The organism is Aliiroseovarius crassostreae (genome assembly GCF_049803815.1).
Taxonomy (GTDB): Bacteria; Pseudomonadota; Alphaproteobacteria; order Rhodobacterales; family Rhodobacteraceae; genus Aliiroseovarius; species Aliiroseovarius crassostreae_A.
On sequence record NZ_JBNAGI010000004.1, the window covers coordinates 1 to 23,776 of the forward strand.

The 23,776-nt window shown below is 59.9% G+C and carries 14 protein-coding genes and 1 pseudogene; 2 read left to right on the forward strand and 13 right to left on the reverse strand.

The window, feature by feature from the left end:
• From ACP15V_RS11605 to ACP15V_RS11620, 4 genes and pseudogenes are all read right to left on the reverse strand, one after another.
• The coding region (locus ACP15V_RS11605) for a cache domain-containing protein (protein WP_424943869.1) at positions 1–2,078 on the reverse strand (2,078 nt) is incomplete at its 3' end.
• A gap of 247 nt (positions 2,079–2,325) precedes the next feature.
• Positions 2,326–3,576, reverse strand: a complete 1,251-nt coding sequence (locus ACP15V_RS11610) for an imelysin family protein (RefSeq protein WP_424943870.1) — start codon at positions 3,574–3,576, stop codon at positions 2,326–2,328.
• A 110-nt stretch (positions 3,577–3,686) separates the two neighbouring features.
• On the reverse strand, positions 3,687–5,318 hold the full coding sequence (locus tag ACP15V_RS11615; RefSeq protein ID WP_424944131.1) for a GMC family oxidoreductase: 1,632 nt from the start codon (positions 5,316–5,318) through the stop codon (positions 3,687–3,689).
• Positions 5,319–5,881: 563 nt separating this feature from the next.
• Positions 5,882–8,194: pseudogene (locus tag ACP15V_RS11620) on the reverse strand (molybdopterin-dependent oxidoreductase); the annotation flags it as partial.
• Between the two features lie 178 nt (positions 8,195–8,372).
• Between ACP15V_RS11620 and torR the strand changes: the two are divergent.
• On the forward strand, positions 8,373–9,071 hold the full coding sequence (gene torR / locus ACP15V_RS11625; protein ID WP_424943871.1) for a two-component system response regulator TorR: 699 nt from the start codon (positions 8,373–8,375) through the stop codon (positions 9,069–9,071).
• A 14-nt stretch (positions 9,072–9,085) separates the two neighbouring features.
• Here torR and ACP15V_RS11630 read toward each other — a convergent pair whose 3' ends face one another.
• Positions 9,086–11,893 carry an ATP-binding protein gene (locus ACP15V_RS11630; RefSeq protein ID WP_424943872.1) on the reverse strand — a complete coding sequence of 936 codons (2,808 nt, stop codon included), beginning with the start codon at positions 11,891–11,893 and terminating at the stop codon, positions 9,086–9,088.
• Between ACP15V_RS11630 and torT the strand changes: the two genes are divergently transcribed.
• Positions 11,892–12,893 (forward strand): TMAO reductase system periplasmic protein TorT, encoded by a 1,002-nt coding sequence (torT, locus tag ACP15V_RS11635; RefSeq protein WP_424943873.1) that lies wholly within the window; start codon positions 11,892–11,894, stop codon positions 12,891–12,893. The genes ACP15V_RS11630 and torT overlap by 2 nt on opposite strands.
• A gap of 11 nt (positions 12,894–12,904) precedes the next feature.
• Here the strand turns inward: torT and ACP15V_RS11640 are convergent, their stop codons facing one another.
• The 8 genes from ACP15V_RS11640 to ACP15V_RS11675 all read right to left on the reverse strand — a co-directional run bounded on the left by ACP15V_RS11640 (position 12,905) and on the right by ACP15V_RS11675 (position 23,708).
• Positions 12,905–14,113: a mandelate racemase/muconate lactonizing enzyme family protein gene (locus ACP15V_RS11640; RefSeq protein ID WP_424943874.1), complete on the reverse strand. Its 1,209-nt coding sequence runs from the start codon at positions 14,111–14,113 to the stop codon at positions 12,905–12,907.
• 18 nt (positions 14,114–14,131) lie between these two features.
• On the reverse strand, positions 14,132–15,757 hold the full coding sequence (locus ACP15V_RS11645; protein WP_424943875.1) for a GMC family oxidoreductase: 1,626 nt from the start codon (positions 15,755–15,757) through the stop codon (positions 14,132–14,134).
• 343 nt (positions 15,758–16,100) lie between these two features.
• On the reverse strand, positions 16,101–17,108 hold the full coding sequence (locus ACP15V_RS11650) for an Ldh family oxidoreductase (protein ID WP_424943876.1): 1,008 nt from the start codon (positions 17,106–17,108) through the stop codon (positions 16,101–16,103).
• A 91-nt stretch (positions 17,109–17,199) separates the two neighbouring features.
• Positions 17,200–17,850: a DUF3726 domain-containing protein gene (locus tag ACP15V_RS11655; protein ID WP_424943877.1), complete on the reverse strand. Its 651-nt coding sequence runs from the start codon at positions 17,848–17,850 to the stop codon at positions 17,200–17,202.
• Entirely contained in the window at positions 17,847–19,550 is a 1,704-nt protein-coding gene (locus tag ACP15V_RS11660; RefSeq protein ID WP_424943878.1) for a hypothetical protein, read from the reverse strand. The genes ACP15V_RS11655 and ACP15V_RS11660 overlap by 4 nt, the downstream gene beginning before the upstream one ends.
• A gap of 105 nt (positions 19,551–19,655) precedes the next feature.
• Positions 19,656–21,200 (reverse strand): BCCT family transporter, encoded by a 1,545-nt coding sequence (locus tag ACP15V_RS11665; protein WP_424943879.1) that lies wholly within the window; start codon positions 21,198–21,200, stop codon positions 19,656–19,658.
• 67 nt (positions 21,201–21,267) lie between these two features.
• The gene (locus tag ACP15V_RS11670; RefSeq protein ID WP_424943880.1) at positions 21,268–22,260 is read right to left on the reverse strand and encodes a membrane dipeptidase; all 993 of its coding nucleotides are present in this window, start codon (positions 22,258–22,260) and stop codon (positions 21,268–21,270) included.
• Positions 22,260–23,708: an aldehyde dehydrogenase family protein gene (locus tag ACP15V_RS11675; RefSeq protein ID WP_424943881.1), complete on the reverse strand. Its 1,449-nt coding sequence runs from the start codon at positions 23,706–23,708 to the stop codon at positions 22,260–22,262. Before ACP15V_RS11675 ends, ACP15V_RS11670 begins: the two co-directional genes overlap by 1 nt.
• Positions 23,709–23,776: the final 68 nt, after the last annotated feature.

The following is a 23,776-nucleotide window of genomic DNA, read 5'->3' on the forward strand; positions in this document are numbered from 1 at the left end:
TGGCTCAGACCATCGCGCAACGCATCAACAACCTGGCTTTGCGCCGCTTCCATCTCAGCCCGCTCGGCTTCCGCAGCCTCAACCTCCCGTCGCGCATCCGTCACGTCATTCGCGATCAGGACAATGCTCAGCGGGACACCTTTCTCGTCAGCGACAGGCGTGAACCCACCATCAACAATGATGCTCTGCCCGGCTTCGGTATTGATGGAGTAACGCCCAAACACACTTTCCCCGTTTCGAACGCATTGCAGCAGTTCAGAGACATTTAGATCCTCCGCCTGATCGCTGCTCAAAAGCTCCTCCAAAGAAACATTTTCCCGCTGCGCATGAAGGCCGACTTTTTCTTGGAACAAATCGTTTGCACCCGAGCAGATCCCATCTGGTGTAAACTCCGCCTTCATCTGGTTGCTATCGATCGATTCAAGCAGGGCCTTATTGAGGAAATCAGCCGAAACATCCATCCATTCCACAACAAAACCAATGGGTTCTCCGTCCCCCCCCCAAACACGGTTAATCTCCAGTTTCAGCCTGGCACCATCCACCGCAATCACGACATTATATGGTAGGTTTGCATCATCTGCGAGAATGGCGCGGACCCTTTCCCGCAAGCCCGGTGGGTGAAAAATATCGGCGCATTTTCCAACAATTTCATCTGCACAAAAATCCGGAACCAACTCTCTGAACTTCGCCTCATGTTCGTGCATCAGATCCATAGCTGACGGGTTCATATGGAGAATATCCAGATTGTTCCCGACCATCATGATTGCAGCAGAGGAAGAGTTGAAGGCCGCCCCTCTGAATTCGCTTTCTTTCGCAACTTCGCGCGCCTCAAGAAGTGACAGGCGGAACTGTTCCAAGGACTTGGCAATGTCGCCAATTTCATCCCGGCGCGCCGTCCCTTCCACTTCGGCGTCATAGTTTTTACCCGCAATCAGAGACATTGCACGTGTTACTTTGCCAAGAGGATTAACGAGGCTGCGCGCAAACAGAAGGGCAATAACCGAGACCCCGACGATGATCAAAATGCCATTGGTGATCAAGATTTTAATCAGTTCACGCGCGCTGGCAAACACTTCATCTGTGTCCTGCTCGGCAATGATGGCCCAGGTTTGCCCAAGGACGTCCACAGGGGAATAGGCGACAACCACCGGATTACCATTGTCCCCGATCGCATCCGCAACCCCACTTTCGCCATTCAAGGCCTTTTGAACCACGTCATTGTCAACTCCGCGCAGGCCCACGCGTGCCGGATCCCCCTCGACACGACTATTGGAACGGAACTGAGTATCGGCCCCAAGGAAATAGACTTCTCCGGTTTGCCCCAAACCTGTTGGAGCGCTGGCCACGGCAGAGATCGGACCTTCGGGGACCTGGAAGGCGACGACCCCGATGCGTTTGCCCTGGCGATCAAATATCGGGTGAGCAACAAAGGCAGCGGGGGCGTCCCCACTGGGCGCATAAGGCGAGAAATCCTCAAACGCAACGTTCCCTTTCTCGAGCTTCATTGCTGCCTGAAAGGCCTTTGCCAATCCGGAGGTTTTATAAGCGCCCGAGTTCAGGTTTGTGGCAAAATCCGACTCTTTGAATACGGTGTAGACAATATTTCCCTCTGTATCGATCAGGAAAATGTCATATAGCCCATAGGCTTCGAGCATGGCTTTGAATTCTGGGTGGGCCTGTGCGTGTATTGTGGAGTAGGTCGAACTGTCGCCCGACCAGGCGAGTTCATGTTTTTGCCCAGCCGGGTGCGGGTTTTCTGTGATGTAGATGCGCTGCAATTCCTTGACCGGGTCACCATCCAAAATGCGCCAGGACCGAACGAAACCTGTCATTGCTCTTGCCGTGGCGCCACGTGTGGCGGTCACGGACAGTTCTGCAGCCGTCAGGTGAAATTCGTGTTCCAACCTGCCGCGCCGTTCCTCGCGCAATGCGACCAGAGTGTTTTCAACCTGCTCTTTAAGCGCTTCGCTTTCAGCCTTGTACGACACAAAGGTCGTTATGCCGACCGACAATGCGACCAACAGCACCATGGCAACAGGCAGCAAAATGGCAATCGAAAACTTGCTAAGAAGGCGCATAAAACACTCCATTCATTGAATGAGTATCGTCCCTGGCCATGCACGCCGGTCCAGCCCGGCGCCCAAATGACCAGCGGGACGACTTTCCCCTGGTGTTCCCTGTTTTGACAGCAAGGGGTGAATATACGCTTAAACCTGCCCCTGAGATAATTTATGATTACTTCACAAAGCCTTATCTTAAACCACACCTCCAGAGATCACAAAAAAGGCGCCCAGAAGGGCGCCTTTTGTTTCGGGTATTTTCGACTTATTGGAACACTGCGTTCGGATCATCCAAACTGTCTGACCCCTCGATGGTCACGCCTTCTGCCCCGACAATCGCCACGGCGCGTTCGATATTGCGGGTCTGCGCAACCAGCTTGTCGATGGCGTTTTGAACCAGGGCACCGCCTGGATGATCCACTCCAAGCATCTGGTCGTAAGATGTGCCGCCTTCTGCCGCAGTACGGATGTCGCCCAGCGCGATTATGGTATCGTTCATATCCCCCAGCAAGGCGTCCGCCAAAGCGCCGTCTTTTTCTTTCACCAGATCAAACAGCGACGGTCCCTCGACAACGGACCCATCCACACGCACATACCGCCCGGTAAAGACATTGCGGATGCCCAGACCATCAAAATAATGCGAATTATGGGTGTTGTCCGAGAAGCAATCATGCTCTTCTTCCGGGTCGTTCAGCATCAGGCCAAGCTTCATACGCTCGCCCGCCTGTTCGCCATAAGACAGGCTGCCCAGACCGGTGAAGGCCATGACAATGCCGTTGGACGCGTCGGTGGTGACATCGGTGCGGCCCTGCCCGCCGTCCGCCCAATTGGCCACGGCCTCTTCGAGATCCTTGATCAGAAGATCGGTTGCGGCAACAAGGTAATCAACACGGCGGTCACAGTTTCCACCGGTGCAGTTTTCCGTGTCAAAATCCGACGCCGGACGGTTGCCCGCGCCATGATCGGTGCCCGACAGGTCCTGCCCCCAAAGCAAAAACTCGATGGCATGATAACCGGTGGCGACATTGGCCTCGATGCCTTCCACTTCGTGCAGGCTTTCCAAAAGGGCCGGGGTGATCGATGCGGCATCAATCATCGACCCACCCACAGTCAGCTTCGCATTGGCGATCACATTGGCGGTGGAGAACGGGTTCTCTTCGTTTTCGCCATGATCGGCTGCAATATAGTCGATCAGGCCTTCATCCAGCGGCCAGGCGTTCACTTTGCCCTCCCACGCATCCACCGTCGGATTGCCGAACCGGAAGGCTTCGGTCTGTTGATAGGGCACCCGCGCGGCAAGCCATGCGGTTTTCGCGGTGGTCAGGGTTGCGTCGGACGGGCTGGCCACCAGCGCATCCACTGCCGTTTTCAGCTCTTTCGCAAGGGCCAAACTGTCTTCGTAGCCGGCAAGCGCGATATCGGCGTAATTGTCCAGAACCGCCGCAGTGTCAGCGGCGTGCAACATGGCGGTAGAGCCCATCAGGAACGGAAGGGCCAAAAGGGATTTGCGGATCATGACTGTCCTCATTGTCAATTTGATTGACAGTTCATTAAATGAGTATTTTTGTCAGGTAAAGCATTTCTTACCATTTTACTCAGATTATTGCTTGTCGGCGTTTTACGATCTCAAACCTTTACCCCCACCCCAGAGCCACGCCGCAACACATCCGCACATTTCTCGGCCATCATGATGATCGGCGCGTTGGTGTTTCCGCTGATCAACAGCGGCATGACCGAGGCATCCACCACGCGCAGTCTTTCCAACCCACGCACACGCAGATCGGGGCCCACCACCGCATCCGCATCTTTCCCCATTTTGCACGTCCCCACCGGGTGATAAATAGAATCGGCGCGGGCACGAATATGCTCCTCCCACTCCGCATCGCTCAGCCCGTCATGCACTCCAAACAATTCCTTTTGGCAAAACGCGGCCATCTCGGGGGCTGCCATAACCGGACGCAACCGCTTGATACCATTGATCAACGCCCGAAGATCACCGTCTTCGGCCAAAAAATTCGGATCGATCAGCGGGGCGGCCAGCGGATCTGCAGAACGCAACCCCACCCGCCCACGTGACGCCGGACGCAGATGGCAGACATGGGCGGAAAACCCGTTGCCCCAATGCAATCGCCGCGCATGGTCATCCACAATACCAATCACGAAATGGCTTTGAATGTCAGCCCGATCCACATTGAGCGAGGATTTATAGAACCCACCCGCCTCGGCCATCGGGCTGGCCACCATCGACCGGCCATCGCGCGCCCAGCGCCTTGCATGGCGCAGGAAATTCAGCCCTGCGCGCAGCCCGATCCCCATATTGTCGCGATCTTTCGTTTTCCACGACATGGTGAAATCAAGGTGGTCTTGCAGGTTCTGCCCCACTCCGGGCAGGTGGTGATGCAGTTCAATTCCATGCGGGGCCAGATCCTCTTGCCGCCCCACCCCGGACAGTTGCAGGAGCTGCGGCGAGTTGAACGCCCCGCCACACAAGAGCACCTCGCGCCGCGCCCGCACGTCTCCGGTCTCGCCTTTACGCGCATAGGCCACGCCGATCGCGCGCTTGCCTTCAAACAAAATCCGCGTGGCGCGCGTATGGGTCATGACATGCAGATTGGGGCGCGACAGGACCGGGTGCAGGTAAGCCGCCGCCGCAGAACAGCGCTCCCCTCGCCGTTCCGGGTCATGAAACTGGGTGACCTGAAACAGCCCCACCCCTTCATTGTCTTCACGGTTGAAATCATCCGTTTCCGGCAAACCCATGGCGTGATGGGCCGCAACAAAAGCCCGGGAAATCGGACGCGGAGCAAATTGATCGCTGACCTTCAGGGGGCCATCTGCACCATGCCATTCATCCGCGCCGCGCATGTTGCCTTCGGAGCGTTTGAAATAGGGCAGCACATCCTCCCAGCCCCAACCATCGCAGCCCAGATCACGCCAGGCATCAAAATCCGCCGCCTGCCCGCGCACGTAAAGCATCGCATTCAGGCCACTGGAGCCTCCCAGCATCCTTCCGCGCGGCTGGTATCCCCGCCGCCCATTCAGGCCGGGCTGTGGTTCGGTCTGATAGGCCCAGTTGTTGATCTTCACCGGGCGGCCCGGCAGCATCGGCACCACACCAACAGGCGCGCGCACCAGGATGCTGCGCCCGGCCCCACCGGCCTCCAACAGGCAGACCTTGCAATTGGGATCCTCGCTCAGGCGCGCGGCCAGAACCGATCCGGCTGACCCGCCGCCCACAATCACATAGTCAAATTCCATCACGCGTCTACCCGCCACTGCTGCTGTCAGCATCGAGCCACGGAGCGGCCAAACTGTCCAGAAAAACCAACCCCAGCAGGCCCGAACCTCGCGTAAACTGGTGCGTTGAAACCAAAAACCGGCGGCTGGCCAAGGGATAAGAGGCCAACCACCGGTTCCGGGAGGAAAGTCGGCCCCTGCCTGGGGCCGACCACTTGGGTTCAGTGGGCCGCGGCATCCGCCGCGTTGGTCATCAGGTATTCCATGACCAGTTCGCGTTCCCCGTCATCCAGACCAGCGCGTTCAAACATCGAGGGCACGATGCCTTTCCATTGTTGCTGGGTGTAGTGGGTCACTTCGCGCGGGGCGTGACAGACGGTGCAGCGTTCAAAGAACATCTTTTCGCCCGGCGTCATGTCGGCGTAAAGCGAGGCGGTCAGAGCCTCAAGACGCTCCACACCAATGGCCTCATCATCAACCGCGGCCACGTCCATATCCTCAATGATCGCGGGCGGATCATAGGCCATGTTCGGCCCTTCGGGGTCCTCACATTTGCGCATCTCGATCAGCGTGGTGTTGGCGGTGGTCGCTTCCGACAGGCCAGAGGCGCGCTGGGTCGAGGTCAGGAAGTTCGCCAGACCCGAGTTGTCGCGACCTTTGCTGTCAAGCTGCGGCCAGCCGCCTTCGTAGATCGAAACCACACCCGGCATAATGTCATCCGACACAACCGCCCCGGCAATCACCGTGCCGCGCTTGTTGTACAGTTCAACCAGATCGCCGTCTTCGATACCGCGTTTGGCGGCGTCTTCGGCGTTGATGCGCACCGGTTCACGGCCCTGGACCATGTAAAGATCCCGCAGACGTTCCGAGTTGCCCATCTGGCTGTGCAGACGGAACCACGGGTGGGGTGACACGACATGCAGCTGGCCTTCTTTGGCATTGCCGAGATATTCGTGTTTCTCCATCCACTGCGGCATCCCCGGGCAATCTTCCAGGTTCATCTTGTCGATCGTGTCGCAGAACATTTCGATCTTGCCTGAACTGGTGTGCAACGGGTTGGCGTCCGGGTCGTCATAGAACGCCCCGTGGCGGGTCCATTTGCGGGCCTCAGTTGGCACCGGCATCCGGGCATAGCCTTTTTCCCAGAACTCCTCAAACGGGGTTTCTTTTGCAGCCCCAGAGGCTTCGTAAGCGAGCTTGATGTGATACATCTTGTCTTCGCTGTCGGTGAACTGTGCCCAAAGCCCCAGCTTGTCGGCCAGACCTTCAAAGATCTCGTAATCCGGTTTGCTGTCGGCAATCGGTTCAATCACCTTCTTCATCGCGTAGACGCGGTCATTGGAATAGGTGCCGCCCGAGGTGATATCGTCCTGTTCCAGCGTCGAGGAGGCCGGGAACACGATGTCGGACCAGCGGGTGGCCGCCGTCCACCAGACATCGACACAGACGATGGTTTCAACCTTCTCAAGCGCACGGATCAACCGGTTGGTGTCCTGCTGGTGTGACATGAAGTTGTTGCCCGCGTTGAAGATCATCTTGATGTCGGGATAGGTGTTGGTCTGCCCGTTGTAAAAGAAATCAACGCCTGGGTTTTCCAGCGCCTCAGTGATGCGGCTTGCCGGCACGATTTTCTTCACGAAGTTGCGGCCCTGGCTCATGCCAACCGGGGTGGCATTGCCCCCTTGCGGCATCCCGCCGTTGCCATAGTGCCAGCTGAACCCAACACCCTGCCCCGGCTTGCCGATTTTACCCAAGAGCGCCTGGAAGTTGACGATTGACCAATAGGCCATTTCGCCGTGTTGCGCACGTTGGATCGCCCACGACCCCGCGATGGCGGTTTTCGACGTGGCGATCAGCTCGCAGAGGTCCTTGATCTGTTGTTCATCGATGCCGGTGATTTTTGCGGCCCAGGCCGGGGTTTTCGGCGTGCCGTCGGTTTCGCCTTTCACATAGGCAATCCACTTGTCAGCCCCGACCGTGTATTTCGCCATATACTCCTTGTCATCCCAACCGTTTTCCAGCGCGTGATAGGCCATGGCCAGGAACAGCGCGGTGTCGGTGTTGGGAATGATCGCGGTGCGCTCGGCCCCCAGATATTCGTCAGATGCGGTGCGCTGCGGGTTGATCGAAATGAATTTCACACCATTGTCGCGGATCTCTTCCCAATGGGCATACATGCCGTGGTCGGCCACGCGATATTCGATCCGGTTGTTCTTGATCGGGTCACAGCCGACCAGCACAAAAACCTCGGTGTTGTCGCGGATGGTTTCCCATGCGGATTGGGCGGAATAGACCTCCATATCACCAATGATATGCGGCATGACCACCTGACCGGCACCGGCCGACCAGTCGCCCGCGGTGTTGGTGCAACCGCCCATGAGGTTCAGAAGCCGGCCCTGCAGCACGTTGGGACGGAACACGCCCGCGTTGGACCAGCCGCCATAAGACGAGCTGAAGATGGCTTCGTTGCCGTGGTTGGTGGCCGTATCCAGCAGCGCTTTGGCCGCCAGCGACCAGGCCGTATCCCAATCAACACGCACCCATTCTTCCTTGCCCCGCAGTTCGGGCTTGGTGTCGCCGGTTTTCCATCCTTCCAGATAGGATTTGCGCACCATCGGATAGTTCACGCGGGTCTTGTCATAGGTCCGGTCCATGATGCCATAGGTCAACATCTCGGTCGGGCGGGCATCCAGTTCCATCATCGTATTGATGCCCACCAGCTTGCCGTCGCGCACAACGGCCTCGAACGGGCCATAATGGCTGGCGTGGAAGGTGCGGCCCGAGAAGGAGTTCGGGTCAATTGACGCAAGTGCCGTGGACCCCATCAGCCCGGTGGCCCCGAACATGGCAGCGCCCCCTTGGATAAACGCTCGGCGGGTTGGATTGGAAAGTGACATGGTAGCCTCCTGTCTGAGGGATTTCCTTTGACATCGACCTTAAAAGCCGGGTGTGAACCGGTCTTCCACACCCCGTGAAACTGCTGTGCGAGTTTGTAAAAGGATGTAATAATGGCTGGAGTGAGTGGCGTTTCGCCCTTACCTCGGGGCAAACCAAAACGCCTGGCCGGAGGGGATCATGGCACAGCACATCGTCATTGTCGAAGACGACAGCGTCACCCGCCGCCGTTTGGCCGCGTCGCTGAAAAAGCAGATGTATCGCGTGTCAGAGGCGGAAGATGCCGCGCAGATGGAAGAGATCCTGGCCCGGGATCCGGCAGATCTGCTGTTGGTTGACATCAACCTCGATGGCAAGGACGGGCTGACGATCACCCGCGAACAGCGCGCGCTGTCAAACGCGGGGATCATCCTCTTGACCAGCCGCGATGACCAGATCGACCGTATCGTAGGTCTTGAAATGGGGGCCGATGATTATGTCACCAAACCTTTTGACAAGCGCGAGCTGTTTGCCCGGGTGAAAAACCTGCTGGCCCGGATTGAGGAAATCCGCTCTGCCGCGCCGCCCCCTGCCCCGGCCATGACGTTCGGGCGCTGGACGCTGGATCGCGCGCGCCGGCGGCTGGAGGATGACGAGGGGCGCATCGAACCCCTGACCCGCGCCGAATTTGAACTCTTGCACGCCTTCACCCAGCATCCCGGCATTGTCCTGTCTCGCGACCGGCTGCTTGAGCTGGTGCAGCACCGCCGCTGGGCCCCGGACAATCGCACCATCGACGTGCTGGTGGGACGGCTGCGCAAGAAGATCGAACCGGACCCTGCGCATCCGGATTGGATCATCACGGTGCATGGCGAAGGCTATCTCTTCGCTGCCAGCTGACCCGCGGCCATATCCTACCCCGGCAGCAAGATCTCATATCGGGCCGCAAGCCTGCGCAGAAGGTCCTGAGCATCCTGATGGCGGGCCATCAGGTCAGGCGCATCCGCCGGCAAAGCGTCCCCGCTGCGCGCCGCCTCTTCCAGCCCGGTCAGCGCCTCACACAGCGCGGTCAGGTGAAAATTCGCCGCCGCCCCTTTCCATTTATGGGCCAGCTTGCGCACCGTTTCAGATCGTTCCGCATCCGGCGCCTTGGCAAGCGCCAGCTTGATCTCACCCATCAACTGCTCTGACTGCGCAAGGTATTCCCCAAGAATTTCAGCCACCACCTCGCGCCCCAGATCTTCCAGATCCCCTTCCAGCGCCGCGTGGGTCGCGGTGATCTCTTCCGGCGTGGCCTCTGGCGCCGCCTCGTCCAGATAGGAGGAAAGTGCGCGTGGCGAGATCGGCTTGGTCAGGATCCCATCCACCCCCAGCCGTGCCCGCTCTTCCGGTGTGTCCGAGATGTGATGGGCCGTCAGAACCACAATGCGCAGCCCGGCCTGCCGGTCCATGGCCAACGCAACCGCCACCTCTTGCCCGGACATATCGGGCAGATCGAGGTCCAGAAGCAGAATGTCATGGCACCCGCTGCGCGCGAGATCAATCCCTTGCTGGCCTGTTTCGGCCTCATCCACGCGGCAGCCCAGCCGGTCAAGATATCCCCGCGCCACCATGCGATTGACCGAATTGTCCTCGACCAGCAGCACATGTTTGTCGAACGACGCCCGGAGCGCCTCTTCGCGGGTGACCTCAACCTGTGCCAGATCGCCCATTTCCAAGGGTACGGTCAGGGTAAAGCGCGACCCCTGCCCCGGCTTGCTTTCCACGCTGAGCGCACCGCCCAGCACTTCGGTCAACCGGCGTGAAATCGACAGGCCCAACCCCATGCCCTGAATATTGCCAACGTCCCGCATATGACCGCGCCCATAGGCATCAAAGATGTAATCCATATCCCGCGCAGCAATGCCAATCCCTGAATCACTGACCGCAAAGCTGAGCACAGGGGCACCGGTTTCGGGATGTGCGGCATGGTCTACCGCAAGGTCAACCCGCCCCGTCTTGGTGTATTTCACCGCATTGGACAGCAGGTTCACGACAATCTGACGGATCTTCGGCAGGTCCCCATACAGCGCAGGTGGCGCGCTGGTGGGCAAGGAGACCGCCACATCAAGCCCCTTGGCTTCGCCTGCCACCCCCAGATAGGACCCCAGCTGCCCCACCAGATCCCGCAGATCAAAATGCACATTCTGCGCGGTCATTTGACGACTTTCCGTGCTGGCGTAATCCAGCAGGTCATTGGACAGGCTGAGCAGATGTTCGGCCGAGACACGCGCCGTGGACATCCGCGCGCCCAGCTCTGCATCGTCCAGATCCCCCTCCAACAGCCGCAACATGCCAATCACGCCGTTCAATGGCGTGCGGATTTCATGGCTCATCATCGCCAGGAACTCGGATTTTGCCCGGTTGGCGGCCTCTGCCTCGGCGCGCGCCGCGTCATGGGCCTCCATTTCGGTCACGATCTGACCGGTGCGCTCTTTCACCGCCACTTCCAGCGCGTCCCGCAGTTTTCGTGACCGGGCCGCCCGGCGGCGCAACACATGCAGAGACTTCTCCATGCTGCCAATTTCATCCGTTCCGGTCACCGGAATGTCGCGGGCGTAATCCTCATGCGCCAGGGCATCGATATGTTCGGCCACACCGCGCAGCCGTTCCACCACACGCGTGCGGGCAAGGTACCAGGCATAGATCGCGGCCCCGACCAGCAAGGCCAACACCACCACCAGCGACAGTGAGATCCCCCGCCCCAACGCCTCGGCATCTGCCTGAGCCGCCAGAACCTGCGCCCCCACGGTTTGCAGGTGTCGATCCGTGATGCGGTTCAGATCCACGGATTGTGACCGGACCTCATTTACCAGCGCGCGCAGCCAGGTTTCCTCTTCCAGCAACCGAGAGCGCACCGCGATGCTTCCTGTTGCGCCAAGCTCTGTCTCAAGCCCCTGCAGCAGGTCCGCCACCCGTCTTTGCGCGGCCTTTGACGACAGGAACCGGACACGGCTTTTTGCAAATGTAAACTGCTTCTCCAGCTCGTGACCCAATGCCGTCAACGGTTCAACGGTCTCCATCAACGGCACACGCAACAGAAGGAACCCGGCCCGTTCAATGGCCCCGTCCAATTCCACGTGGCGGTCATAGGCAAAGAAATCCACATCGGCCAAACGGTCCAGATTGTCGCGCGCCTGATCCGGATTTTCATAAAGATCGGCAATGGTGGCCGTGACCCGCACCCGCGCAATATCAGATTGCCCAGCCAGAATATCGGCCAGTTCAGACAGGGTTTCGGAGTTGCGGATCTGGTTCTCGGCCAACCGCTTTTGCAGCCCCAGCTTGCGCCGTGTTCCATCAACCAACAGCCCGATCGTGTTGCGCAACGCGGCCAAGGCGGCGGCATCCTGATCTTGGGTGATATCGGGAAAGAACCCCTGCAACGCCTGTAAATCTTCGCTCATGGCAGCCAGTTCAGCCTTCAGCGCCGCGGCCAGCTCGTCCAGATCCGCCTGCGACTGAACATCCGGGAAAGAGGGGGCCAATGCGGCGATAAAGTTGGAGGACCCGACCACTTTGCGCGCCAGCGGACCTGCGGGTAAATTGTCCTGCATCAAGGTTCGTTGGCGGTTGGACAGATAGGTATTTGAGACGATTGCAACCACACTCGCAAGCAAGGCAAGGCCCACGATGAACGAGAAAATGCGCAGAAGTTGTGTGTCGAAGCGGGTGCTTTGCATGGCGCCAGCTTATGCAGCCCTGCGCCGGGCCGCAATCGCCCTTGTGGCCCTGCTCGCACTGGGGCCGCCAAGTGGCACGGCCCTTGCGGACAACCAGACCAGCGGGGTGTCAAACAGATCAATCTGCGTGGTGGTGCCGCATTTCAAAGATGAATACTGGCTGAGCGTGGGCTATGGGCTGATCAAAGAAGCCGCAAAGACAGAGACCAGGCTGATCATGTTTGAAAGCGGCGGGTATCATGCCCTGACCCGGCAGATTTCCCTTTTGCAGACCTGTGTCGAGCGCAAGGCAGATGCCATCCTTTTGGGGGCCGTGTCCGCCGATGACCCTGTCTTGCTTGCCGCGGTTGGCCGCACTGCGCGCCACGTGCCCGTGGTGGGATTGGTGAACGAGTTGCACGCCACCCAACTCAGTGGCGCGGTTGGCGTGGACTGGTCGGATATGGGGGCAGAGATCGGCCGTTATCTGACCCGCCTTCATCCCAAGGGAAGTGACCCGGTGAACGCCGCGCTGGTGACCGGGCCTGCCCAATCCGGCTGGTCACCTTTGCTGGAAGCGGGGTTGGAAAACGCACTTCAGGGGTCTTCCGTGACCATCCGCCATATTGGCCGGTCCGACACCGGGCTGCGCGAGCAATTGACCCAGGTCGAGGACACGCTGCGCGACGTGCCTGATCTTGACATCTTGATTGGATCCGCACCGGCCATTGAAGGGGCGATGGGGCTGGCGGCCAATTCAGACCGCCCTGCGCCCCAGTTTGTGTCGACCTATATCAGCCATTCTGTGCGTCGCGGCTTGCAAGGCGGATCGGTTGTTGCCGCGGCCTTTGACGATCCGGTTGTGCAGGGGCGGATGGGCGTTCAGATGGCTTTGAAGGCACAGCGGGGCGTGTTCTCGACCGAAGTCCGAGGCCCCGATATCGTCCTTCTGGAAGCGGCAAGGATCACTGAGCAACGGGTCGAACTTTCCCCTGCCGCGCTTGAATTGAAGATCGAGTAGCCGGTCCGCACCTATGGCACCACCGGGGTCTGCGCCATCTCAAGATGCAGCTCGGTCCCTTCATAAGGATGTGCCCTGATCCACGCATCGTCCAGCTCAACCCCCAATCCCGGGGCGGTGGGGGGAATGATATAGCCATCGTGCCAATTGATCGGCGTCGCCACCGGCGACATGTAAGGCCCGTCAAACCGGCCAATGCTTTCAAGGATCAGAAAATTGGGACTACATGTGGCAATCTGGATATTGGCCGCTGCCACCACCGGACCGCAATAAAGATGCGGCGCGATTTGCGCCTGCCGTGTTTCCGCCATCCCCGCAATTTTCCTGGCCTCCAGAAGCCCGCCAACCCGGCCCAGGTTCATCTGCAGGATCGAGGCCGCGCCTGTTTCCAGCACGCGGGCAAATTCGTGTTTGGTGCAAAGCCGTTCCCCGCAGGCGATGGGAATGGAGGTGGCGCGGGCCACCTCGGCCATGTCAGCCGGGTTTTCCGGCGGGATCGGCTCTTCGAACCAGAGCGGATCATAGGCCTCTATCCGGCGCGCCAAACGCCTGGCCCCTGACACGGTGAACTGGCCATGGGTGCCGAACAAAAGATCAGCGCGGCCGCCCACCGCCTCGCGAATGCGGCGACAAAAGGCCTCGCTTCGATCCAGATCCTCAAGCCGGGGCTGATGCCCGTCAAAGATCGAATAAGGCCCTGCCGGATCAAATTTCACTGCGGTAAATCCCTGTTCCACCAGTTGCACCGCAACCTCAGCCGCCAAATCGGGGTCATTATAGACATTGGGCCGGTCCGGGTCGGGATAGACATCCCCCCGTGGCGGGTAGAGATAGGTGTAACTGCGCAGCTTTTCATGCACCTGCCCGCCCAGAAGGTCATAAACCGGCCGGTCCGCCGCCTTTCCGATGATATCCCAGCAGGCCATTTCCAACCCGCTGAGCACCCCCATCACGGTCACATCCGGGCGCTGGGTGAACCCGGCGCCATAAGTCTTGCGCCACAGCCTCTCGATATGATGCGGATCGCTGCCATCAAAATGGCGGTGAAACACCTCTTTGGCCATGGCACAGCAAAGCTCTGGCCCAAAAGTGGCATTGTAAATCTCGCCGACCCCGGTGATGCCACAACGGGTCGTCAGGCGCAGAAAGATGAAATAGCGCCCGCCGTGACGGGGCGGCGGGTTGGCAACGACAAAGGTTTCAATCTTGTCCAGACGCATTTCACTCTCCTCTTTGGGTCATCTTGCCCCAGATCGCGCATCTTCCAAAATCAGATCGGCGGCGCGCATTGCCAACATCATGACGGGGGCGTTTGTGTTGCCCGACGTGACATTGGGAAAGCTTGAGGCATCCACCACCCGCAGCCCGCGCAGCCCATGCACCCGAAGCCGCGCATCCAGCACCGAATTCTCCGCATCTTCGCCCATGCGGCAGGTGCAGGTCGGATGGAACACCGTGCCTGCCCGGGCCCGGAAGTTATTCAGCATGTCATCCTCATTCATTCCATTGAGATCCGGGGCAATCGCGGCTTTGGTCACCCGGCTCAGCGTTGGTGCATTGGCAAGCTTTCGCAGCAGCTTGCAGGCCCGCACTGCATCTTCCCGATCTTTCCGGGTGGAGAGGGAATTGGGGTAGATCACTGGCGCCTGACGCGGGTCGGCAGAGGTAATATGCACGCGCCCCCGGCTGGTGGGGCGACAGGGCTGTACCGACAGGATGAACCCCGGATCAGGGCCCATCTGGGGTTTGCCATCCTCCCCGGTCCTGTAGGACGCGGGGTTGCAATAAACCTGCATGTCCGGGCCATCAAGATCTGGGTCCGAACGCATGAAGCCTCCCACCTGATTGACCGGTACACTCAGCGGACCTTTCCGAGCCAGCAGATATTTCACCCCCGCCGAAAGCCGCCCGCGCCAATGGCCGAGGCTTGCGTTCAACGTGTGTTCCTTGGCTGCAAAATGGTGGGTGATCGCCAGATGATCCTGCAACCCCTCGCCAACCTGTTCCAGCGGCTGGCACAGCCTGATCCCGTGGGATTGCAACAGCTTCCCTGGCCCGATCCCCGAAAGCTGCAGGATCTGAGGCGAGTTGATGGCACCGGCCGAAAGCAGAACCTCGCCCGCCGCGCGGGCCACAACAGATTGCCCGTTCACGCTGTAGCGCACCCCGGTGGCACGCCCCTCCTCGATCTCGATCCGTTCAACCAGGGCCTTGCTGATGAGCTTAACATTCGGTCGGGTCCGGGCCGGTCGCAAAAACGCATCCACCGACGACCAGCGCAGCCCGTTGCGCACCGTGCTGCGGTAGTAAGACAATCCTTCGGAGGCGCAATCATTGAGATCCTGCAGACAGGGCCAACCAAGATCAGAGGCCGCCTCCAGAAATCGCTTGGAAAACGGATGCATCTGGTCACGAAGGTCGGAGACATGCAGCTTGCCCGCGCCACGCATCCGCAATGTCCCATCAGCGCCTCTGTCCCAATGACATTCCAGCCGTTCATACGCGCGACGGACATTCTCCCATCCCCAACCGACGGCCCCGGCCCGGTCCCAATCCTCGAAATCCACCGGCAATCCGCGCATATACGCCATTGCGTTGATCGAGCTGGAGCCGCCGATCACCCGCCCCCTGGGCCAATAGGCCACCCGATTGTTCAGACCGGGGTCAGCCTCGGCATGATATCCCCAATTCACACGCGGATCGGCGTAGGTGAACCCATATCCCACCGGCACTTTGATCCAAAACCGCGCATCGGTCCCACCGGCCTCAAGCACCAACACCGTGTGGCGCCCACATTCGCTAAGCCGGTCCGCCAGAACGCAACCGGCGGACCCGGCCCCGATAATGATAAAATCGTATTCCATGCCCACGTGCTGCTGATTTCCGTGCTGTCTGTCCCCAATAAAGCATCCCGGTTTCAACCTGACACAAGTCAACCTGACACATTTCAACCTGATACAGGGGACATCCGAGACCCAGCAAGAAATTTCAATGTCGTGGGCGTTTCGACATAAACATGTGTCTCATGTGTATCCCGAAACGCTTTAGGACAATCAGACAGCCTGAACTCGATCAATATCTTTGACCGTCAGACCCAAACCTGTCAGGCCCAAACCTGTCTCGACACGTTCCCGGGTCCGTTGCCGGCCCCGAACAGATCTGCTTTCCGCGCAGTCCAGCCGTCACAGAAGGGCCTCCCTCTGCCATTCAGACGAGGGCCCGCACTTTTTCCAGAAGCGCGGCATTGACCGCAACACCCTCTTTCACCGCACGAAGCCGCGCGGCCCGACGACCATCCCCCGGCAGGCGCGCGCCGTCCTGGTCGCGGAAAGACGCAATCAGCGCGGCCAGTTTTTTCTGGAACAGCCCACCGGACGTGGCCTCGGGGTCAATTGCAATGAAGAACTGACCGGTTTTCGGCGGCCCACCTGCGGTGCCGGAAAACGGGCTTGCGACCGACCCAAGGGTGGCCCCGGCCATGGCGGCGGCCATCAGCTCGACCGTCAACGCAATGCCCACCCCCTTATAACCGCCCGACGGCACCATGGACCCCTTCAGTCCTGCGTCCGGATCGGTGGTTGGCTGACCGTCGGCATCGAGCACCCAACCTTCCGGCACCGGCTTGCCTTCGCGGGCGTGTTTCATCACTTCGCTTTTCGCAATGGTGCTGGCCGATTGGTCGATCAAAAGCGCTGCATTGCCATCCGCATCCGGGGCCGAGATCGAGAACGGGTTGGTGCCGACCACAGGCTTGGCGCCACCCGAGGGCGCAATCGAGGCAGGCGCGTTGGTGAACCCGATGCCCATCAACCCGGCTTGCGCCAGACGCTGCGTATGCACCCCCAGCACGCCGCAATTATACGAGTTGTTCACGGCCAGAACTGCCACACCCATTTCACGCGCCAGCGGGATCAGCTTTTCAAACCCCAGATCAATGGCACTGTGCGCAAAGCCGGTGGCCGCATCCACCGTCACCACCGCCGGGCGCGGCTGTGCCACCAATGGTTTCGCCTGCCCATCCACCTTGCCGCACTCCACATGCTGGCAATAGATCGGGATATAAGCCAGCCCGTGTGAGGCCACGCCATCGGCTTCGGTCATCGCGGTCGCGACAGCCAGCGGGCGGGCGTTGTCTTCCGAGGTGCCCGCTTTGACCAGCGCGTCAAAGGCCAGGGTTTCAATTTCAGCAAGGGACAGGGTTTGGGTGGCGGTCATGTCAGTCTTTCTTTTCATTCCGTGATTTGTGCGTGCGCGGGGCAGTTCCCTGCCCCGCGTCATCCGCAATGTCAGTCGTTATCAGTCATTGTCAGTCATTGTCGCTGAGGCCAGCCCCGGCCCCGCGCAACCGGCTTTCTTCCGTGGCGGGGGCAAAGGTGCGATGGGCAAAGCCGCCCAGCACATTCCAGCTGTCTTCGCTGACCTCGGCGCGCATCACCGGTTCACGTTTGCCGGTCATTTCGGCAGGGGCCGAGAACACCAGGTGATCCGCGTGTTTCGCCTGCAACGCACTGGCCTCCCCCTGCACGCAAAGCTGTTTGCCATCCGTCGCAACCCGCGCCCCGTCCCATTCCGCCGCGACAGGCACGCCGAGGCGCAGGGCGGCACCGCCCATGAAGGGCACGGCCAACAAAGGCAGGCTCACCGCCTGCATAGTGATCGATCCACGCTCCAACAGGCGCACCGCGCAATCGGACAGGGCGGCCCCGGCAATCAGCGGGCTCATCCGGCGCGCGGGCGCATGCCAGACATCAGCGCTGAGCGACACGGGCGAGACATCAATTGGCGGGATCCTGTCATTCAACACCAGAAGTTCGGCAAGCATTTCAGTGCCCGGAAAGCCAAAGGATGACAGCCAGCGCGTGCCTTTCGCGGCCTCTTCGGCCAATCCCCAGGACAGGCCCGCCCCGCGACCCGCGCGTTTGCCCATGGCTTCGATTTCATTCAGTGAATGGCTCATGCGATGCCCTCCTCATGCGCGGGATGGGCGTCCGGGAACACCCAGAAATCAGCATTGTCTGGTGTCAGCTCGGTGGGCAGCGGCGCATTGCCATACATGCAGATCCGCACCCAGCGATCCGATCGCGGGTCAAACTGCGTGGCCCCAAAGAAGGCCAGCTTGCAGCGCAGCATATCAATGGGCAGCACCTGATCCGAGATCGTGTTGTCGCGGATCTCGGCATAAGGCGCACGGCCCACGATCTGCGCGCGGCGCAGCACGTGGCGATGTTCAGGATGGCGCAGCAGGAAATCCGCCACCTGCGCCGCATCCGGCCAATGGGAAAGCGCCTTGTAAAGCTGGGCCGCATCGCGCCCCGGGGCCAGCGGCTGTTCATATTCTTCAATCGGCTCTTCAAACCGTTCCCCCAACCGGGGTTCCAGCTTTTCTTCCGATACGTACCAGGCCCGCGCCCGGTTTTCCGGGGCCTGCCAGTTGGTGTCGAGCGCCCAGGCATAGACATCCCTGAGCAACGCACGCAGGTCGCCAATGCTCATGGCGCCTGCAATGCGGAAGGTGGCGGTGTTGTCCGCGGCCATTTCTTCGGCGAACTGATCCACCAGCGCGCCGTAAGGTTCCAGCATCAGCGACGCCACCCATTCCTGCCCTTCCAGCGACAACGCCCCTTCGGCCCAACAATAAAGCGCATCCCAGGGGGCGGGTCCGATCAGGCCGTTTTGCGCCAGATAACCGTCCAGCTTGGCCACATCCGCGCGCAGATCGGCCAGTTTCTTAATCTGAATAGGGTGTTCTGATCGCCACCGGGCAATCGACAGTTTGCTGCGTTCGACCAGCGCGCGAAACAGGGTGATGTCCTCGGCACTGGCGGCAGCCAGGCTGCGCACCGTCTGAATGGCATTTTCACGCGCGGCGACCCAGTTGTTGAAAAGCACCGGGTGGTTCAAAAGGAACGGCGCCATGCCCAGTCCGGTGGAATTGCCAATCCCCATGGATCGGGCGATGGAAGGGTCCAGTTGCGATGCGCTCGCCCCGGATGCGGCGGCCCGACGGTCCGCCATATGTTGCACCAGATCCAGCACAAACCAGCGGGTCAGGTAGACCGAAAGCATCTCGACCTGAAAGGGCACGCGAAACTCGGGGCGATCGGCGATCATCTCGCGATCCGCAGCGCCCAGCTTGCCGGAGCCATAAACAGCGGTGGTGCGCATCAGATAGCCCACGGCATCGATCTGCGTGGCGTCGGGCTGACGCCCTTCGGCAAGTGATGACACCACATGTTCCCACAGGCGCACCGAGCGGTTGGCGCGGGAGACGGAAAGCTCCGATCCGCTCACCCGGCCCGCTTCCTGCACCGGGATATTATGCGACAGGCGGTCTATGTCAGCCGCCGTTGGCACGCCATCAAAGAGTGTGAAAGTCGCATCCCACGCATCCGCAATCACCCGGTCCGAGCGTTTCTCGGGCGGCAGGTCATGGGCGAAGGCGATCAGCGAATAGGCGCGGTCCGGACCATAAGCGGTATAGACCGCATGACCTTCGCCCGCGTCACTGATCTCAAACGCGGTTTGTTCAAACCGCCAGCCTTCGCGGGCCAGACGGCGGGTCAGGATGCGCATGAAAGACAGGCGCGATTGATGGATGGACCCCAGACGCGCAAGCCGCATCACGGTATTTGGGTCACGGCGTGGAATATCAGTCATACTCTTGGCCTTTGCAGTCAGGACGATAGCGCATTTTGGGCTGGGTGCGAACAGGGCCGCAAAATGCGAGGGGATGGTTGGGCGCCACGGGGCGCCCAACAGCAGTTAGCTTTCGCGGCCTTTGGCCAGCGTGATGCGCAGGGCATCCCACAGCGAGGGCAGCAAGATCAGCGACACGGGGACCGCGGTCACCACGATGAAGCTTTGCAGTTTCGAGACACCGCCAGAGCCGACCGAAATCAGGATCACCGCCATGATCCCCATCGCCACGCCCCAGAAGACGCGCACCATGGCGGGCGGGTTGTCCCCTTCGCTCATCGTGGCCGAGATCACGTAGCTCATGCTGTCGCCCGTCGTGGCCACGAAGATCGTGGTCAGGATCAGGAACAAGAGTGACACGAGAAAGCCCATCGGCAGGTTGTTGGTGATCGCCAGCAGGGCGGCGGGCAGGTTGAACCCCTCAAACGCGGTTGAGATCGCGCCTTGTTCGGCCAGTTCCATCGCGATGCCGGTGCCGCCGATGATGGTGAACCAGAAGTTGGTTACAATCGGTGCGACAATCGACAACATGATGATGATCGAGCGGATCGACCGGCCCCGCGACACACGCGCGATGAACATCGCCATCAGCGGGCCGTAGCCCATGAACCAGCCCCAGAAGAACACGGTCCACCACCCCAGCCAGCCGGGTGCGCCAAAGATACCAGCATCACCGCGATAAAGCGCCATCTGAAAGAAGTTGCCCACGTAAGTGCCAAAGCCCGAGAAGAACGAGCCGAAGATGAACCCAGTGGGGCCGGCCAGCAGCACAAACACCAAAAGGGCGGCGGCCAGGATCACGTTCACTTTAGACAAAAGCTGAATGCCGCGCGACAGGCCGGTCATGGCCGAGATGGTGTAGATCGCCACAAGGCCCCCGATCACCACAAACTGCGTGGCGAAGACGTCGGGAATGCCGAAAAGATCGGACAGGCCATAGCTCACTTGCAGACCGAGGAACCCAATCGGCCCCACGGTGCCCGCCACAACGGCAATGATCGAAGAGGCATCTGCAATCAGGCCAATCGGTCCGTTGATGGCCTTGTCACCAAACACCGGATAAAGCAGCGTACGCGGCGCCAGCGGCAGACCTTTTTCATAGTGGTAATGCATCAGCATCACCGTGGTCAGCGAGCCAAGGATGGCCCAGGCCAGAAACCCCCAATGCATGAAGCTTTGCGCAATCGCCGGGTTCACAGCCGCCGCAGTGCCCCCTTCTGCGCCGTAAAGCGGCGGCGAAGAGAGGAAATGGGCAATCGGCTCGCCAGCCGCCCAGAACACACCGCCGCCCGCCAGGAGCGTACACATGATCATCGAGCCCCATTGGAACATGGTGAACTCGGGTGCCGCCAGATTGCCCATGATTGCCTTGCCGCCCGGCAGAACGCAAAGCAGAAGACCGATCAGGAAGGTCGCCAGAAGCAGCACCTGCCAATAAAGCCCGAAATAGGTGGCCGAGACGGTAAAGCCCCAGTCCACCGCCGCCGACAGCGCGTCAAGATTGACCAATGCGGCGATACAGAAGGCCGCGATAAAGCCCCCCGAGATCAGGAAAAGCGGTTTGTTGATCCGGCTTTCCGTCACGTTTGTTTCCATAGATGCTTCCGACATCTATCCCTCCCAGAATTTGGCCTGTCCTGTTCGCTCCAAGCCAAAGGTTTCACTCTCCCCGGATCCGTCAGCGTCCTGCTTGCGGACCAAAGTTCTCTGCAAAAAAGCGGTACCAGTTGCCGCCCATTATCATTGCGACCTCGTCGGCACTCATGCCCACGTCGCGCAGACCCATGTCGATGTTGCCAAAATGGCGGTTGTCTTCGAACCAGCTGGGCATCGGCGGGAAGCCAGCGTTTGACGCAGACCCTTCGCCATAGTCGATGTCCTTGGTCCAGCGACCCACGCGCATCCATTCCACGATGCTGTCGGGCTGGTCCTGGCACAGGTCGGTGCCGATCCCCAGATGCTCCACGCCGTAGGTGTCTGCGGTGCGCGCAATCATCTCGCAAAAGCTTGTCAGCGTGCAGTCGCCCTTGTCTTTCAGGTGGTGCGGATAAACCGAAAAGCCGAACATGCCGCCGTTTTCCGTGACCGCACGAATGACGGCATCTTTCTTGTTGCGCAGCGCGGGTTGCCAGTCATGCGGGTTGGCATGGGTGATCGCAATTGGGCGCTCGGACAGCTCTGCCGCCTCGATGGTCGAGCGGTCCGCCGAATGGCTCATATCCACCACAAGGCCCACGCGGTTCATCTCGCGGATGACCTGTTTGCCCATGCGGGTGATGCCCGCATCTTCGGCCTCGTAACAGCCGGTCGCCAGCAGTGACTGGTTGTTATAGGTCAACTGCATGAAGCGTGCGCCAAGGGTGTGCACAATCTCGACCAGACCGATGTCATCTTCGATGGGCGACGGGTTCTGGAAGCCGAAGAATACGGCGGTGCGCCCGGTTTCGCGGGCCACGTCAATGTCGCTGGCCCACTGTCCCTTCATGATCAGATCCGGATACTGCTCAAACCAGCGGTTCCAGCGCTCGAAGTTCAGAACCGTTTCGCGGAAGTTCTCGTGATACGAGATGGTGACGTGGATCGCATCCACGCCCCCTTCACGAAGCTGGCGGAAGATCTTCTCGGACCAGTTGGCGTATTGAAGACCGTCAATGAGGTATCCGGAACGCATCAGACCGGGCCTGCGCTGATATAGGCGGTCTTGACGGTGGTGTAGAATTCAGCCGCTGCCTTGCCCTGCTCGCGCGGCCCGTAAGAGCTGTCGCCCCGGCCGCCAAACGGCACGTGATAATCGGTGCCCGCCGTCGGCAGGTTGATGGTGACAACACCAGTTTGAGCGTTGCGACGGAAATGCGTGGCGCGGGCCAGCGATTTGGTCACAATGCCCGAGGTCAGGCCAAAGTTGGTGTCATTCACCGTGGCCAGTGCCTCGTCATAGCTGCCCACTTTGATCACGGCGGTCAGCGGCGCGAACATTTCCTCGCGGTTGATGCGCATGTCGTTGGTGGTGTTTAGGAACACGCCCGGCGACATGTAAAACCCATCATGCGGCATCTCAAGACGTGCCCCACCACAGGCCAGTTCAGCGCCTTCCGACTTGCCCAGATCGACATAAGCGAGGTTTTCCGAAAGCTGTTGTTCGCTCACAACCGGCCCCATCTGGGTGCCCTCGTGCAGCGCATGACCCACCTTCATCGCTTGCGTACCGGCCACCAGTTTTTCAACAAAAGCGTCGTGGATCGCTTCATGCACCACCAGGCGCGAGGACGCGGTGCATTTCTGCCCGGTGCCGCCAAAAGCACCCCCCAGCGCCAGCGTGACGGCCAGATCCAGATCAGCGTCATCCATCACGGCCAAGGCGTTTTTCGACCCCATTTCCATCTGAACTTTGGTCAGGTTCTGGATCGCGGCAGACGCAATGCCCTTGCCCACCGGCACGGACCCGGTGAAGGAAATTGCGTTCACTTTCGGGCTTTCCACCAGACGCTGACCAACCGCGCGGCCCGCGCCCATCACCAGCGAAAACAGACCCTTCGGAATGTCCTGACGGTTGATAATTTCGGCCAATGCAACAGCCGAGGCGGGCGTCACATTGGCTGGCTTCCATACCACGGCATTGCCGTAGCACAGCGCCGGTGCAATTTTCCAAGACGCGGTGGCGGTCGGGAAGTTCCAGGGAGAGATGATGGCGACGGTGCCCACGGCCTCGCGGCGCACGTCGATCTCGATGTCCGGGCGGACCGAATCCGCGTTTTCACCGATCTGACGCAGGCATTCTGCGGCATAATAGGTGAAGAACTGACCGGCGCGGTATACCTCGCCTTTGCCTTCCGCAAACGGCTTGCCTTCTTCGCGGGCCAACAGCGTGCCCAGCTCTTCGCAGCGCGCGATCAGCTCGTTACCGATCGCGTTCAGAACCGCCTGTTTGCGTTCCATGCCATAGGCCGCCCATTCGCGCTGCGCCACTTTGGCCTGATCAAGGGTCGCTTCCAGCTGGTCACTGCTGGCCTGGGCAAAGATGCCCACCAGATCGGACAGATCCGACGGGTTGCGGTTTTCAATTTCGCCTTCGCCCGCCAGCCATTCGCCAGCAATCAGGTTTTTTTGAATATCGGTCATGATGTGTCGCCTCACACAAAATTTCAGTTGGCACAGGTATGGACTTTCTTTGTGACTTCAATCAAACT